The sequence below is a fragment of the Kitasatospora sp. DSM 101779 genome (genome assembly GCF_025655475.1).
In the GTDB taxonomy this organism is placed as follows: domain Bacteria; phylum Actinomycetota; class Actinomycetes; order Streptomycetales; family Streptomycetaceae; genus Kitasatospora.
Genome location: NZ_JAHTIK010000001.1, coordinates 7,679,956 through 7,694,166 on the forward strand (window position 1 = coordinate 7,679,956; position 14,211 = coordinate 7,694,166).

The window sequence follows — 14,211 nt, forward strand, 5'->3', positions numbered from 1 at the left end:
CCACGCGCCCCTTGATCGAGCGGATCGAGCGTGCCTAGCTCAGCGACCGCAGCGCCGTGGCGTCGAAGGGCTTCAGCTCGTCGTGGCGGCCCTGAAGGACCTTCAGCGCCCAGTCCGGGTCCTGGAGGAGGGCGCGGCCGACCGCGACCATGTCGAACTCGTCGCGCTCCAGGCGGTCCAGCAGGTTGTCGATGCCCTGCACCGGGGAGCCCTCGCCCGCGAAGCCGCGGATGAAGTCGCCGTCCAGGCCGACCGAGCCGACGGTGATGGTCGGCCGACCGGTGAGCTTCTTCGTCCAGCCGGCCAGGTTCAGGTCCGAGCCGTCGAACTCGGGCAGCCAGTAGCGGCGGGTGGAGGCGTGGAAGGCGTCGACGCCGGCGGCGGCCAGCGGCGCCAGGATCGCCTCCAGCTCGGCCGGGCTCTCGGCGAGCCGGGCGCTGTACGCCTCCTGCTTCCACTGCGAGTAGCGGAAGATCACCGGGAACTCCGCGGAGACGCGCTCGCGCACCGCGGCCACGATCTCGGCCGCGAACCGCGTCCGCGCCACCGGGTCGCCGCCGTACGCGTCGGTGCGGCGGTTCGTCCCCGCCCAGAGGAACTGGTCGAGCAGGTAGCCGTGGGCGCCGTGCAGCTCGACGCCGTCGAAGCCGATGCGCTCGGCCGCCGCGGCGGCCTCGGCGAACGCGCCGATGACGTCGTCCAGGTCGCTGCGGGTCATCGCCCGGCCGGTGCCCTCGGTGCCGTCGATGCGCAGGCCCGAGGGGCCGACGGCGGGGGCGTCGGCGAAGGGCGGCTCGCCCTGCTTGCGCACCATGCCGATGTGCCACAGCTGCGGCACGATCGTGCCGCCCTCGGCGTGGACGGCGTCGGCGACCTTCGCCCACCCGGCGAGCTGCTCCTCGCCGTGGAAGCGCGGCACGCGGTCGCTCTGCCCGGCCGACTCGTGGCCGACGTAGGTGCCCTCGGTGACGATCAGGCCGACGCCCGCGGCGGCCCGCCGGGCGTAGTACGACCGGACGTCCTCGCCCGGGACGCCGCCCGGGGAGAACATGCGCGTCATGGGCGCCATGGCGATGCGGTTCGGGACGGTCAGCCCGTTCAGCGCGACGGGACGGGACAGCAGGTCGGCCGCGCGGTTGGCGGACGATGCGGTGACGGTCATGGGTTGAGTTCCTCGCAGGCACCGGACGACGACGTATGTACGTGCATGTACTGGTGTCTGCTAACCGCCCCCGTCGCGGTCGCATTCCTCCCGGCCGTCGGCCGTCCGGTGATCCCGATCACACCCGGGCGGCCGCCCGCCCCGGCCTCAGGCCGCGCAGAGCCCGCGCGGCAGTTCGACGACCTGGGCGCCGGTGCTGTGCAGGAACCCGGCCACCGACCGCGCCGTGGGCTCGTCCAGGGAGAAGGCCCACGGGCCGGGCACGAGCACGGTGTCCACGTCGCCGGCCGCGGCCATGGCGAGCAGGCTGCGCAGCCCGGCCCGCTCGAGGCAGGACGAGCCGACGCTGTCGATCAGGACGCGCGGGCAGGCGAGGCCGAGCGCGGCGGCGTGGTCCTGCAGGGCGTGCAGCTGGCTGAGCATCTCCCAGCGGTCGTACGGATAGCAGCGCAGGTAGATCGCCGCGCGGGCGCGGGCGGGGCTGAGGGTCATCGTCGTCCCTTCGGCAATGGGCTGCCCGCCGCCGGCGCTCCGTGCCGCGCCCCGGGGGAGCCCGAGGGCCGGTGCGGATCGGCGCCGCGGCGGGTGTGGCCGTGTACTGCCGAAGGGGGGCGCGGGGGTGGTGCGCGTCGCCCCGCGGGAGGTGGGTCACCGCGGCCGAGGCGTCCATCGTGACCCATTGTGTCCGTATTTGTCTAGACCTACTCGCCGGTGTACCCGGATGCCGGGCCGTCCCGGGGCGCCCGGAGGCCCCCTCCGACGTGCGCACGGGCCCGGTCGGCGCACGGCCGGCCGGGCCGAACGATTCGGTGGTTCGGGCGGCGAGGTCCCTACGCAGCGTGTCGCGCGCGGTCCGGACGGCGATGTCCGGGGTGTGCGTCCCGCGCAGCGCGTCGGGCATCGTGTCGCGCCGTCTCCGGCGGTGGCGTGCCGGGGCTCGCCGGGCGGATGCGGACTCCGGGCCTACCGACGGTCGTGCCTCACCGGCGGCGAAGGGACCGGAAGGGCCACGGCCGGGTCGAACCGGCGATCCGCCGCGTCGTGTGCGCCGTCGACGACACCGGGGAGCCCGTCGGACCGGCCGAGCAGCCGGGCCGAGGTGCCAGGGCGCCCCGCTCAGGCGGCGGCAGCCGTCCGGCGCCGGGTCAGCCGGGGGCGCAGGCCGACCAGGAGCGCGGCGACGGCGGCCCAGAGCGTGAGTGTGACCACCGGGCCGGCCAGGTGGGCGCCGCCGTAGTAGCTCAGGTCGCTGATCGCGCGGACGGCCGCGCCCGGCGGCAGCAGCGCCGAGACGGCGCGGGCCGCGCCCGGCAGCAGGTCGGCGCCGATGGTCGCCCCGCTGGTGGCGTTGCCGATCGTGAGCAGGACCAGCGTCGCCACCGGGAGGCCCACCGGGCCGAGGTAGGTGCCGAGCAGCTTGGTGGTGAAGGCCGCCGCCGCGGCCAGCAGGGAGAGCGTGAACACCAGCGGCAGGACGGGTGCCGGCACCGCCCCGAGGACCGGTCCGGCGATGACCGCGCCCACCGTGCCGATCGCCGCGGAGGTGCCGAGCAGTAGCCAGAACCGGTGGCGCAGCCGCAGCAGTCCGGCCAGGCCGAGCGCGTTCGAGCCCAGCACGAATCCGGCCAGCGTCACGCCGAAGGCCATGTAGAAGCCGGCCACGCCGCGGGCGTCGAAGTGCGCGAGCGGTACGACGTCCACCGTGCTGACCCGGTCGCCCGCGCCCTGGGCGTAGGCGTCCACCAGTCGCGTCACGGCGGTGGTGGTGGACGTCCCGGCGGCCCCGGCGGTCTGCAGGTCGAGCCGGGCGGGCCCGTCGGCGGAGAGTGCGGCCACCACGTCGCCGTGCTCCACCGCGTGGCGTCCGGACGCGGCGTCGGCGACCGGGTGCACCTCGACGCTGTCGCCGAGCGCCCGACCCACCCGGTCCGCCAGGACGGATCCGGTGACGGCGATCGGCACCCGGTGGGGCTGCGGGTCGCGCTGCAGGCCCACGTAGGAGGTGATGAAGGCCGCGGCGACGACCAGCGCGATCACGACCGGCTGGAGCCAGGCCCGCAGCGGCGGCCGGCGGCCGCCCCGGCTCATGGGCTCGGGAGGGGTGGCGGGTGCCGGGGTGGCGGGCGCGAGTGCGACGACGGGTGCGGGGGTGTGCTCGGGGGCGGACGTGGAGGCGGTGTCCATGGCAGGGCTTCCTGGTGGGGCGTCGGTGCGGGTGCCGCGGCGTGCCGGGCGGTGCACCATCGATGAATGCGAGCATATGCTCCTATTGGCCGAGCGGCAAGACGGTCCTCGCTTGTGCGAGCACATGCTCCTATCCTGGAGGGGAGGCTTGGAGGAGACCATGACAGCTGCGCCGGCGAACGCCGCCCTCGCGTGCAACAATCTCGCCCTCCGCAAGGCGGCGCGGTACCTCGGCGCCACCTACGACAAGGCCCTCGCCGAGGCCGGCCTCCGGGCCACCCAGTTCAGCATCCTCCAGGTGCTGAACACGCACGGCGAGACCATGATCACCAGCCTCGCCGAGTCGATCGCCATGGACCGCACCACCCTGGCCTCGAACCTCAAGCCGCTCGCCCGGGAGGGCCTGGTGACGGTGGAGCCCTCGCCGACCGACCGCCGGGCGCGGATCGCCGCGATCACCGCGGACGGCCGGGCCCGTCTCGCCACGGCGATGCCGCTCTGGCAGGAGGTGCAGGCGAAGTTCGAGGCCGCCTTCGGCAGCGACGAGGCCGCCGCGCTGCGCACCTCGCTGGACGCCGTCCTCGACACCGGCTTCGAGCCCTGGGCCGAGTAGCGGACGGCGCCCCCGCAAGGCGGGCAGCCGCACCCGCGGGCAGAGCCCGGGCTCAGGGACGCAGGACCGCGCAGGTCGTCGTGCCGTGGGCGTAGATCCTGCCGTCGTGCGTGCCGACCACGCGCGCCTCGGCGGTGGCGGTGGTCCGGCCGACGTGGACGGTGCGTCCCTCGCAGCGCAGCGCCGGGGTGTCGGGCAGGACCGGCCGGACCATGTGCACGCCCAACTGGACGGTGGTGTACGCCGTGCCCGCGGGCAGTCGCGTCATCACCGCCGAGCCGAGCGCCGAGTCCAGCAGCGTCGCCAGGAAGCCGCCGTGGACCGTCCCCATCGGGTTGAGCAGGTGGTCGCCCGGGTCGCCCTCGAACACGGCGAGGCCCTCGTCGACCTCGGTCAGCCGGAAGCCCAGGGTGCTCATGATCGAGGCGGCCGGCAGCCTGCCCTCCAGCGCCGCCCGGAGGATCTCCAGACCGCTCATGCCGAGCAGCTCGGGGGTCGCGTCGGGGCGCGGCCGCCAGCTGTGGGTGCGGACGCGGTCGGCCGGCGTGGGCACGGCGGGAGCGCTGGGCGCGGCGGGCGTGACGGGGGTGTCGTACGTGGTCATGGCTCGACCCTAGGAGCGCCGGAGCGGGCCGGGGAGTGTCGGAACCGGCAGTTCGCGCACCGAATCCGACACCCCTTCGACGCGGTTAGGGTGTCCGGATGAAAGCAGCCGTGCTCGTCCTGGACGGGGCCTTCGACTCCGGGCTCTCCGGCATCCTCGACGTCCTCCACTCCGCCAACGCCCTGCGCGGGCACCTCGACGGGGTGGCGCCGCCGAGGTTCGACATCCGCACGGTCGGCGTGCGGCGCCGGGTGCGGACCGGGCTGGGGCACCGCGTGGACACCGAGAGCGCCGCCGAGGCGGAGGACGCCGACATCCTCGTCCTGCCGGCCCTCATGGAACGCCGGCCGGAGGCGCTCGTCGAACTCGTCGGCTCGCCCGCGCAGCGGGCCGCCCGCCGCATCCTGGCCGAGGCCAGGGAGCGGCGCACCCCGCTCGCCACCTCCTGCACCGGCACCTTCCTGCTCGCCGAGTCCGGGGTGCTGGACGGCCTCCGGGCGACGACCAGCTGGTGGCTGGCCCCGGTGTTCCGCGAGCGCTACAGCCGGGTGGTGGTCGACGAGAGCCGCATGGTGACGACCAGCGACGGGGTCACCACGGCCGGCGCGGCCTTCAGCCACCTCGACCTGGCGCTGGCCATCGTGCGGATGCACAGCCCCGCGCTCGCCGACCTGGTGCGGCGCTACCTGGTGGTCGACGACCGCGCCTCACAGGCCGCGTACACCATCCCGTCCGAGCTGGCCCGGCACGACCCGCTGGTCTCGGCGTTCGAGCAGTGGGTCCGGACCCGGATCGGCGAGCCGCTCTCGATCGCCGAGGCGGCCCGTGCCCTGGGCGTGAGCGAGCGCACCCTGCAGCGCACGGTCACCCGCACCCTGGGCCGCTCGCCGATCCGCCTGGTGCAGGACCTCCGGGTGGAACAGGCCGAGCACCTGCTGCGTACCACCTCGCTGCCGCTGGCGGCGGTCGCCCGGCGGGTCGGCTACGAGGGCCCGGGCCCGCTTCGTGCCCTGCTGCGCGACCGCCGCGGTGTCGGCGCCCGGACCCTGCGGGCCTGACGGGCGACCCGCCCGGCCGCCGAACGTCAGGCGGACTCGGTGGGCAGGCCGGCCGCCACCCAGTCCTGGATGCCCTCGCGGTACTTGCGGACGTTGGTGTAGCCGAGCGCGGTCAGCCGGTCCGCGACCTGGCCGCTGTTCGGGCAGGCCTCGTTGGAGCAGTAGGTGACCACGGCGGCGTCGAGGTCGGGGAGCAGACGCGGGGCGAGCGCGTCCACCTCGGCCCGCACCAGTGCGACGGCGCCGGGCAGGTGCCGGGTGGCGTAGTACACGCCCCCGAGCGTGTCGAGGACGGTGACGCCGCCGGCCTCGATCGCGGCTGCCAGGTCGTCCCGGGTGATGAGCGCGGTCATGTCGTACCTCCACGGGGAGTCGGATTCGGACTATAGTCCGGTTATGGCTTCCGACATTAACGGACCGCAGTCCGGTTCTGCAATCCCCCCGCACCCCGGCGAGTCGCCCGCCGCCGGCCCGGTGGACCTCGAACTGCTCCGCACCCCACCGCCCGTCGAACGCGCCGACGCCGCCCGCAACCGGGCCGCCGTCCTGCAGGCCGCCGCCCGGCTGTTCGCCGAACACGGGGCGGAAGCCGTCTCCATGGACCAGGTCGCAGCTGCGGCCGGCGTCGGCAAGGGCACGCTCTTCCGCCGCTTCGGCGACCGGTCCGGGCTCGCGGCGGCACTCCTCGACGCCCGCGAGCGCGACCTCCAGGACGCGATCCTGCGCGGCCCGGCCCCGCTCGGCCCCGGAGACGGCCCCGACCCGGACCCGGCCGACCGGCTGACCGCCTTCGTCGACGCCTACCTCGACCACCTGCTGGCCCACCTCGACCTGGTGCGGATGTCCGAGACCGCCACCCGCGGCGCCCGCTACCGCATCGGCGCCTACCGCTTCTGGCACCGGCACACCGCGATCCTGCTCGCCGGACGCTCCGAGGACCCGGACCACGACGCACACGCACTGCTCGCCCCGCTCGCGGCCGAACACCTCGCCGCACTCCTGCCCGAACTGGGCGAGCAACGGATCCGGGCCGGCGCCCGCCGGCTCGCCACCCGGCTGGCGGCGCCCGGGCCCGCCTGACCGGCCGCCGCCCGGGCCCGCCTGACCGGCCGCCGCCCGGCAGCCGTCGACCTCCTCGCACCCGATGCGGTCGACCCCCTCGCACCCGATGTGGTTGCCCCGGGCTCCCACTGCCCCGGGTGCCCTGGGAGACGACAATGGAACGAGGTCCGGCCGGGCGAGCCGGCGCCCTCGTCCGCCGCCGTCACGGCCCTCGTCGTCACGACTGGGGGACACCCTCATGGGACAGGCAGCCATCAGCGTCGTCGGCCTCAGCAAGCGGTTCGGTGCGGTGACCGCGCTGGACGGGATCGACTTCGACGTCCCGGCCGGCAGCATCTTCGGCCTGCTCGGGCCCAACGGCGCGGGCAAGACCACCGCGATCCGGATCCTCACCACCATCCTGCGGCCGAGCGGCGGCCGGGCCGTCGTCCTCGGACACGACGTCGTCCGCGAGGCCGCCACCGTCCGCCGACTGATCGGCCTCGCCGGCCAGTACGCCGCCGTCGACCCGAACCTCACCGGACGCGAGAACCTCCGGCTGATCGGACGGCTCACCCAGCTGCCCCGCCCCCGGATCCGCCCCCGCGCCGCCGAACTGCTCGACCGCTTCGACCTCGCCGACGTCGGCGACCGCCCCGTACGCACCTACTCCGGCGGGCTGCGCCGCCGCCTCGACATCGCCGCCGCCCTCGTCCCCGACCCACCCGTGCTCTTCCTCGACGAGCCGACCACCGGCCTCGACCCGCACAGCCGCACCGCCCTGTGGGACCTGATCCGCGAACTCGTCCGCGACGGCACCACCGTCCTGCTCACCACCCAGTACCTCGAGGAGGCCGACCGCCTCGCCGGCCGGGTCGTGGTCGTCAACGAGGGCCGGATCATCGCCGACGACACCCCCGCCGCCCTCAAGACCCGGCTCGGCAACACCGTGATCGAACTCGGCATGGGCGACGAGACCCGCGCCTCGCAGGCCGCCGGCCTCCTCACCGAGCGCCTCGGCGAGCCGCCCGAACGCGAGGGCGTGCTGCTCCGGCTCGCCTCCCGGGACGGGTCCCGGCTGCTCTTGGACGTCCTGCACTCCCTGGAGAGCAGCCGGCTCGTCCCGCACACCGTCACCGTCCGCGAATCGAGCCTCGACGACGTCTTCCTCGCCCTGACCGGCCACCGCACCCAACCCGTCCGGTCCGCCCAGGACGGTGCCGACAGCCCGGCGACCCCCGGAGGCACCCCATGACCGCGACCGCCGCCGTGACCGCCACCACCACCGCCGGCCGGCTCGGCACCCGGATCACCGCACCCGTGCGGGACGGACTCGCGGTGGCCTGGCGCAACCTCATCGCGCTGCGCCGCGTCCCGCGCCTGCTCGTCTTCTCGACCATCCAGCCACTGGTCTTTGTCCTGATGTTCCGCTACGTCTTCGGCGGCGTGGTCGGACCGGCCCTGCCGCCGGGCGTCGGCTACGTCGACTTCCTGATCCCCGGCATCTTCGTGCAGACCGCCGTCTTCGGCTCGATGAACACCGCGATCGGCCTGGCCACCGACATGCAGACCGGACTGATGGAGCGCTTCCGGTCGCTGCCGATGGCGAGATCGGCCGTGCTCTCCGGCCGCACCACCGCCGACCTCGCGCGGAACGTGTTCGTGGTGGCGCTGATGACCGCCGTCGGCTTCGCCCTCGGCTTCCGGATCCACGCCGGCGTTCCGGCCTTCCTCGGCGGGGTCCTGCTGGTGCTGGCCTTCGGCTTCGCCATGTCCTGGATCTTCGCGGTGGTCGGCATGGCCGTCGGCGACCCGGAGACCGCGCAGGCCGCCGCCTTCCCCGTGCTCGCACCCCTGGTGTTCGCCTCCTCGGCCTTCGTGCCCGTCAGCACCATGCCCGGCTGGCTGCAGACCTTCGCCGAGCACCAGCCGGTCTCCAAGACCGCGGAGGCGGTCCGCGTCCTCGTCCTCGGCGGCCCGGCCACCACCGCGGTCTGGGAGGCACTCGCCTGGGACGCCGGCATCGTCGCCGTCTTCGCACCCCTCGGCGTCTGGCTCTACCGGCGGGCCGTCTAGGGCGGTCTGAACGATTCCCGACGCGCGCCGATGCGACGCGACTCGTCGGCAAGCCCTGCGCGGCCTTCGGCCCGGCCGGCCCGGTCGAGGGCGGCGGCGGTCACGGCGCGGCAGGTTCCTCCGGCACCATCGCGAAGGCCTCGGTCTCGACCAGGAAGTCGGGCCGCGCGAGCGCCGTGACCTGCACCGCCGGACTGACGGGCGCGTGCTCGGGGTCGAGCACGTCGTCCCGGACCGTGCGGACCGCCGGCAGGTCGGCGATGTCGGTGAGGAAGAAGGTCAGCCTGACCACCTCCGGCCAGCCCGCGCCGGCGGCGGCGAGGCAGCGCTCCAGATTGGTGAAGACCTGGCGCACCTGGGCGAGCGCACCGCCCTCGCCGACCAGCTTGCCGTTCTCGTCCAGCGCGACCTGGCCGGCGACCGTGACGAACCGCCCCCCGCCCGCTCACCACATGGCTGTACCGGCCGCTCGTACAGCTGGCGCCCCCCAGAGCCGGTGGAGGGCGGTGTGGTGAGGGTCGGTCATCGGGTGGTGGTCGCAGGGCGGCCGGCGCCGCCAAGGGGCTTTCGGCGGGTCCCGAGGCGGTCGGGCGGGGCTGCTCCGGTTCGCGTGCAACCTGATGGGTGGTCAGGAGCGTTGTCCATGTCAGGGGCGGTCGAACAGGTGGCCGGTCCGCGGGCGTGGCCGTTCCCGGCCGGGCCGCACGCACGGCAGCCGACCACCCCGGCTGCCCTCGGACGAGGAACGAGAAGACGATGAGAACCTCACGCGGCCTGGCCGGCCTGCTCGCGGTCGGCGTCGCCGGCGCCGTCACCGTGGCCCTGCTGCCGGGCTCCGACACGGAGTCCGCGGGCCCCGTCCCGTCCGCGGCCGCGGGCAGCGCCACGGGTGCCGCGCCGACGACCCGGGCGCCCGCGCCGTCGCCCTCGCCGACGTGGGACGGCGTCGTCCGGTCGATCGGCGACGGCTCGACCTCCGACACCGGGCCGCAGCCGAACCGGCCGCCCGTCGAGAAGCTCAAACCCGGCGAGAAGCCGCCGCAGTTCGTGGTCTTCTCCTGGGACGGCGCGCTGGAGAACGAGGACCACCTGTTCTCGCACTTCCGCAAGGTCGCGCAGGAGAACGACGCCCACATGACGTTCTTCCTCAGCGGCATCTACCTGGTGCCCAACTCCAAGCGCTCGCTGTACCACCCGCCCCAGCACGCGGCGGGCAAGGCGGACATATCCTTCCCCACCGACGCCCACCTGCGGGCGACCCTGGAACAGGTCCGGCAGGCCTGGCTGGACGGGAACGAGATCGGCACGCACTTCAACGGCCACTTCTGCGGCCCCAAGGGCGGCGGCGACTGGAGCGTCGCCGAGTGGCAGAGCGAGCTGGACCAGGCCCGCTCCTTCGTCACCGACTGGAAGACCAACACCGGGATGAAGGACGAGCCGGCCCTCCCGTTCGACTACACCCGCGAACTGGTCGGCGGGCGCGCGCCCTGCCTGGAGGGCCAGAAGAACCTGCTCGCCGCGGAGAAGGCCTCCGGGTTCCGCTACGACGCCAGCTCGCCCGGCGAGTTCCAGGTCTGGCCGGCCAAGAAGGACGGCATCTGGAACTTCCCGCTGCAGATGGTCCCGTACCCGGGCAAGCCCACCCAGGTCCTGTCGATGGACTTCAACTTCCTCGCCAACCAGTCCGGGGACAGCACCAACGGCGATCCGAAGAAGTACCAGGCCTGGGAGCGGGAGACCCGCGACGGCTACCTCAACGGTTTCGAGCGGGTCTACAACGGCAGCCGCGCGCCGCTGTTCATCGGCAACCACTTCGAGACCTGGAACGGTGGCATCTACATGCAGGCCATCGAGGACGTGGTGAAGAGCGTCTGCAAGCGCGAGGGCGTGCGCTGCGTCTCCTTCAAGGAACTCGCCGACTGGCTCGACGCGCAGGACCCGAAGGTGCTCGAACGGCTGCGCGGCCTCGACCCGGCGCAGCCCGCCGACTGGTCCGCCCTGGTCAAGTAGCCGCACTCCGGGACCGGGCGGCGCCGCCCGGTCCCGGAGTGCGGCCTACCGGCCGTTCAGGGCGCCGCCGGGCTGGCGGGCGTAGGCGGTCCAGATCCGGGTCGGGTAGGTGGAGACCGGGTCGGTGGCCGGTGCGCCGCCGACGCCGTCCAAGGGGAAGAGCGCCATGCTCGCCGGGTCCATCCGGAACATCGCGACGGCGGTGGCGACCTGCCCCCGGTAGCCGACGAACCAGCCGGCGGTGCGGTCCTCGGTCGTCCCGGGCTTGCCCGCCGTACCGGGGCCGGCCGCGGCCGCCTCGCCGGCACTGCCGTTCCGGACGGCCTCCTTCAGCGCTTCGTCGACCCGGTCCGCGACCGGCTCGGGCAGCGCCCGGACGGCAGCCGGCCGGATCAGCACGACCGGTGCGCCGTTGCGGGTCACCGACACCACCGAGTACGGGTCGGTGTGCATGCCCCCGGCCGCGAAGGCGCCGTAGGCCGAGGCCGTCCGGATCGCGCTGGGCCGGGAGTTGCCGAGCGAGAAGGACGGCACCAGGTCGCCGAGGGTCTCCGGCAGAAGGCCGAGCCCGGTCGCGGTCGAGCGGACCCGGTCCAGGCCGACGTCCATGCCGAGCTGCATCATCGGGCCGTTCGCCGACTGGGCGACGGCGTCGCGCAGACTGATGCTGCCCCAGTCCTTGTGGCCCTCGTTGGCGGTCTTCGCCATCTTCCCGTCCCGGCCCCAGTACGGGCCCTCCGGCGTCAGCACCGGGATGCCGTCCCGGCCGTCGTAGCGCGTGGTGGGTGCGACCGGGTTCCGGCCGCCCTCCCGGCCCTTGCGGACGCCCTGGTCGAGGCCGGCCGCGTAGACGATCGGGGTGAAGGCCGTGCCGACCGGGATGTTCGAGGTGTTGGCGTTGTCGAAGCCCTGCTTGAGGTAGTCGGGCCCGCCGTACAGCGCCAGGATCCGTCCGTCCGAGGCGACCGAGGCGGCGCCGATCCGCACGTGGCGGTCAGCCTCCCGGGCCGGGTCCAGCGTCGGACCGGCGCTCTGCACGGCGGCGGTGAGCTCGGCCGTGCGCTGCCGGTCGAAGGTGGTGCGGATCTGGTAGCCGCCCAGGTCGAGCCGGGCGGGCGTGATGCCGGAGTGGGCGACCAGGTAGCTCTGGGCCAGGTCCACCAGATAGCCGGTCTGCCCGCCGAGGCCCCGGGCAACCGGCGGTGCCACCGGCTCCGGGAAGACGGTGTAGCGGGCACGTTCGGCCGCGGAGAGCTTCCCGGTCTCCACCATCCGGTCCAGGACCCAGGACCACCGCTCGACCGCCCTGCGGTGGTTCTCCTGGCCGAGCGACGGGTCGTACAGCGACGCGCCCTTGAGCAGCGCGGCGAGGAAGGCCGCCTCGCTCGGGTTCAGCGCCGACACGTCCTTGCCGTAGTACGCGGCGGCGGCCCGCTGGATGCCGTAGCTGCCCCGGCCGAGCCAGCTGGTGTTGAGGTAGCCGGCGAGGATCTCGTCCTTGCTCAGCCGGCGGTCCAGCTTGACCGCGATGACGATCTCGCTGGCCTTCCGGGAGAGGTCGCGCTCCTGGGTCAGGTAGATGTTCTTGACGTACTGCTGGGTGATCGTCGAGCCGCCCTGCGTGTCGCCGCCGGTCACCATCGCCCAAACGGCCCTGGCGATGCCGCTGGGGGAGACGCCCGCGTCCGAGTAGAAGGTCGCGTTCTCCGCCGCGAGCACCGCCGACCGGACGGACTCCGGAACCTTCTCCAGCGGCACCTCCTGCCGGTTCACCCACCCGGTGCGGGCCATCTCGGTGCCGTCCGACCAGTAGAAGACGTTGTTCTGCTGGGTGGCGAAGGAGTTGAGGTCCTCCGGGACGTGCGTGGTCGCGAACAGCCAGCAGACGGCGCCCACCAGCGCGGCCACCCCGGTCAGCAGAACGGCGAGCAGTTGCCGCCAGGACGGCAGCCAGCGCCGCAGCCCGCGCCGCCCCGGCCGCGGGTAGGCCGGCCGTAACCGTCGCAGCAGCCCGCGGGCCCGCCCGGCCCGGGCACCCGCCCGCCGCCGTCTCCCCGTTCCTGCTCCACCGCTCCGGGGCCGTCCTGGGACACGCACACTCAGCTCCGCTTCGTCGACGACAAGGTCACCCCCCGTCCCTATAGACGCGCGACGCACCCCGTCCGGGCCTTGTGATCTTCGCCATGGTGACGGGGTCTTGCGGACCTGACGGAAACTCACCTCTCGTGCGAGGCAGTGCGCGTGCGGGGCGAGCTGTAGGCGGTGGCATCGGGTGCGGGCCGACTGTCGACCATCCGGACGACCGGTGGATCCCCACCCACGGGGAGAAGGTCTGGACGTCGGCCGGCACTGCCGCGCCAGAGCCGGCGGAAAGACCGTCCACGCCCACCGGGCACCGCCCCCGCCGCCACCCGCACCGACCGCAGCCGGACCCCCGGTGCGGCCCGCCCGTACTCGCCCGCGGCGCCGACCGGAAAATCCGGACCCATCCGCACCTCCGGCACGCCCGAATACCGGGTGTGAGCAACGACCATGACCACCGGACGGGCCGCCGCAGAGCCGGGCTCGGCCGGGCGTGCGCCGCCGGAGCCGTCGGCCTGGCGGCCACCGGTTCGGCACTGACGGCGGGCGACATGGCCGCCGCGATCGACCTCGCCCCGACCTGGCTCAAGGAGTACGCCGTCCGCTCCTTCGGCACCCACGACAAGGCCGTGCTGGTCACCGGCATCCTCACGGTGACGGCCCTGCTCGCCACCCTCGCCGGACTGATCGCCCTGCGGCGGCCCGGCCCCGGCGCGGCCGCCGTCGGCCCGTTCGGCACCGTCGGCATCTGGGCGGCCGCCTCGCGCCCGACCGCCCGGGCCGCCGACACGTACCCGTCCGTCGCCGCGGGCCTCACCGACGCCACCGTCCTGTGGTTCCTGGCCCGTTCGCTGCGCAGCGCCACCACCCGCAACCAAGGCCGCTCCGGAGACCGGCCCGGCCCACCGGGGGACGCCACCCCCGGGCGGGGTCGGCGGACCGTACTTGGCGCCACCGGACCGACGACCGGAGCGGCAGCCCTCGGTGCCGCCGCAGGGCGCCGCCTCCCCGACAGCCGCACCGACGTGGGCCCGGCCGTGCCCGACCTCACCGCCTTCGGCACGCCCACCGCCGACCGCTCCCGCATCGACACCACCCTCACCCTGCCCGGGATCGACTCGCGGAGCTGGTCCCTGCGGATCCACGGCCTCGTCGCATCGAGGTCCGTGCCGCCGACGCGGGCGGCCGGACCCGACCCGAGCCCCGCAGACCCCCGTTCCCGTCCGGTTCGACGGGTTGGCACAACACCGTCGTCACCCTTGTCCGAACTCCCAGGAGGATCCCGTGTCCCGTCTCTCCCGCCCCCAGTCGTTCGCCGTCCTGCTCGCCGCCGGCTCCCTCGCCCTCGGCCTGGGCGCCTGCAGCAGCAGCGGCACCGCCA

At 74.4% G+C, this 14,211-nt stretch carries 13 protein-coding genes and 1 pseudogene; 7 read left to right on the forward strand and 7 right to left on the reverse strand.

Annotated features, from left to right (window positions below; translation table 11 throughout):
• Positions 1-34: 34 nt before the first annotated feature.
• The 3 genes from KSNIM_RS35025 to KSNIM_RS35035 all read right to left on the reverse strand — a co-directional run bounded on the left by KSNIM_RS35025 (position 35) and on the right by KSNIM_RS35035 (position 3,346).
• On the reverse strand, positions 35-1,162 hold the full coding sequence (locus tag KSNIM_RS35025) for an NADH:flavin oxidoreductase (protein WP_263107212.1): 1,128 nt from the start codon (positions 1,160-1,162) through the stop codon (positions 35-37).
• Positions 1,163-1,309: 147 nt separating this feature from the next.
• Positions 1,310-1,654 (reverse strand): recombinase family protein, encoded by a 345-nt coding sequence (locus KSNIM_RS35030; protein WP_263107213.1) that lies wholly within the window; start codon positions 1,652-1,654, stop codon positions 1,310-1,312.
• A gap of 624 nt (positions 1,655-2,278) precedes the next feature.
• On the reverse strand, positions 2,279-3,346 hold the full coding sequence (locus KSNIM_RS35035; protein ID WP_263107214.1) for a hypothetical protein: 1,068 nt from the start codon (positions 3,344-3,346) through the stop codon (positions 2,279-2,281).
• 160 nt (positions 3,347-3,506) lie between these two features.
• On the opposite strand from KSNIM_RS35035, the gene KSNIM_RS35040 reads away from it, so the two are divergent.
• Positions 3,507-3,959 (forward strand): MarR family winged helix-turn-helix transcriptional regulator, encoded by a 453-nt coding sequence (locus KSNIM_RS35040; RefSeq protein ID WP_263107215.1) that lies wholly within the window; start codon positions 3,507-3,509, stop codon positions 3,957-3,959.
• A 52-nt stretch (positions 3,960-4,011) separates the two neighbouring features.
• On the opposite strand, the gene KSNIM_RS35045 is transcribed toward KSNIM_RS35040, so the two are convergent.
• Positions 4,012-4,563 (reverse strand): PaaI family thioesterase, encoded by a 552-nt coding sequence (locus KSNIM_RS35045; protein WP_263107216.1) that lies wholly within the window; start codon positions 4,561-4,563, stop codon positions 4,012-4,014.
• A gap of 98 nt (positions 4,564-4,661) precedes the next feature.
• Here KSNIM_RS35045 and KSNIM_RS35050 point away from each other — a divergent pair, with 98 nt between their 5' ends.
• Positions 4,662-5,621 carry a GlxA family transcriptional regulator gene (locus KSNIM_RS35050; RefSeq protein WP_263107217.1) on the forward strand — a complete coding sequence of 320 codons (960 nt, stop codon included), beginning with the start codon at positions 4,662-4,664 and terminating at the stop codon, positions 5,619-5,621.
• 26 nt (positions 5,622-5,647) lie between these two features.
• On the opposite strand, the gene KSNIM_RS35055 is transcribed toward KSNIM_RS35050, so the two are convergent.
• Positions 5,648-5,974: a rhodanese-like domain-containing protein gene (locus KSNIM_RS35055; RefSeq protein ID WP_263107218.1), complete on the reverse strand. Its 327-nt coding sequence runs from the start codon at positions 5,972-5,974 to the stop codon at positions 5,648-5,650.
• Positions 5,975-6,017: 43 nt separating this feature from the next.
• Between KSNIM_RS35055 and KSNIM_RS35060 the strand changes: the two genes are divergently transcribed.
• The 3 genes from KSNIM_RS35060 to KSNIM_RS35070 all read left to right on the forward strand — a co-directional run bounded on the left by KSNIM_RS35060 (position 6,018) and on the right by KSNIM_RS35070 (position 8,738).
• A complete protein-coding gene (locus KSNIM_RS35060) occupies positions 6,018-6,701 on the forward strand; it encodes a TetR/AcrR family transcriptional regulator (protein WP_263107219.1) in 684 nt (227 codons plus the stop codon).
• Between the two features lie 220 nt (positions 6,702-6,921).
• Positions 6,922-7,917, forward strand: coding sequence for an ATP-binding cassette domain-containing protein (locus tag KSNIM_RS35065; protein WP_263107220.1), 996 nt, complete (start codon positions 6,922-6,924; stop codon positions 7,915-7,917).
• The gene (locus KSNIM_RS35070) at positions 7,914-8,738 is read left to right on the forward strand and encodes an ABC transporter permease (protein WP_263107221.1); all 825 of its coding nucleotides are present in this window, start codon (positions 7,914-7,916) and stop codon (positions 8,736-8,738) included. Before KSNIM_RS35065 ends, KSNIM_RS35070 begins: the two co-directional genes overlap by 4 nt.
• 100 nt (positions 8,739-8,838) lie before the next feature.
• Here the strand turns inward: KSNIM_RS35070 and KSNIM_RS35075 are convergent, their stop codons facing one another.
• Complete coding sequence (locus tag KSNIM_RS35075; RefSeq protein ID WP_411543905.1) at positions 8,839-9,141, reverse strand: Rid family hydrolase; 303 nt, start codon at positions 9,139-9,141, stop codon at positions 8,839-8,841.
• A gap of 353 nt (positions 9,142-9,494) precedes the next feature.
• Here KSNIM_RS35075 and KSNIM_RS35080 point away from each other — a divergent pair, with 353 nt between their 5' ends.
• Complete coding sequence (locus KSNIM_RS35080) at positions 9,495-10,748, forward strand: hypothetical protein (protein ID WP_263107222.1); 1,254 nt, start codon at positions 9,495-9,497, stop codon at positions 10,746-10,748.
• Between the two features lie 45 nt (positions 10,749-10,793).
• Here KSNIM_RS35080 and KSNIM_RS35085 read toward each other — a convergent pair whose 3' ends face one another.
• Complete coding sequence (locus KSNIM_RS35085; protein ID WP_263107223.1) at positions 10,794-12,656, reverse strand: transglycosylase domain-containing protein; 1,863 nt, start codon at positions 12,654-12,656, stop codon at positions 10,794-10,796.
• A gap of 611 nt (positions 12,657-13,267) precedes the next feature.
• Between KSNIM_RS35085 and KSNIM_RS35090 the strand changes: the two are divergent.
• Positions 13,268-14,211, forward strand: a pseudogene (locus tag KSNIM_RS35090) (hypothetical protein); the annotation flags it as partial.

Bases quoted from the DNA above. Each gene is read 5' to 3' on its own strand.
- KSNIM_RS35025 (WP_263107212.1), bottom strand. From the start codon at position 1,162: ATGACCGTCACCGCATCGTCCGCCAACCGCGCGGCCGACCTGCTGTCC.
- KSNIM_RS35030 (WP_263107213.1), bottom strand. From the start codon at position 1,654: ATGACCCTCAGCCCCGCCCGCGCCCGCGCGGCGATCTACCTGCGCTGC.
- KSNIM_RS35035 (WP_263107214.1), bottom strand. From the start codon at position 3,346: ATGGACACCGCCTCCACGTCCGCCCCCGAGCACACCCCCGCACCCGTC.
- KSNIM_RS35040 (WP_263107215.1), top strand. From the start codon at position 3,507: ATGACAGCTGCGCCGGCGAACGCCGCCCTCGCGTGCAACAATCTCGCC.
- KSNIM_RS35045 (WP_263107216.1), bottom strand. From the start codon at position 4,563: ATGACCACGTACGACACCCCCGTCACGCCCGCCGCGCCCAGCGCTCCC.
- KSNIM_RS35050 (WP_263107217.1), top strand. From the start codon at position 4,662: ATGAAAGCAGCCGTGCTCGTCCTGGACGGGGCCTTCGACTCCGGGCTC.
- KSNIM_RS35055 (WP_263107218.1), bottom strand. From the start codon at position 5,974: ATGACCGCGCTCATCACCCGGGACGACCTGGCAGCCGCGATCGAGGCC.
- KSNIM_RS35060 (WP_263107219.1), top strand. From the start codon at position 6,018: ATGGCTTCCGACATTAACGGACCGCAGTCCGGTTCTGCAATCCCCCCG.
- KSNIM_RS35065 (WP_263107220.1), top strand. From the start codon at position 6,922: ATGGGACAGGCAGCCATCAGCGTCGTCGGCCTCAGCAAGCGGTTCGGT.
- KSNIM_RS35070 (WP_263107221.1), top strand. From the start codon at position 7,914: ATGACCGCGACCGCCGCCGTGACCGCCACCACCACCGCCGGCCGGCTC.
- KSNIM_RS35080 (WP_263107222.1), top strand. From the start codon at position 9,495: ATGAGAACCTCACGCGGCCTGGCCGGCCTGCTCGCGGTCGGCGTCGCC.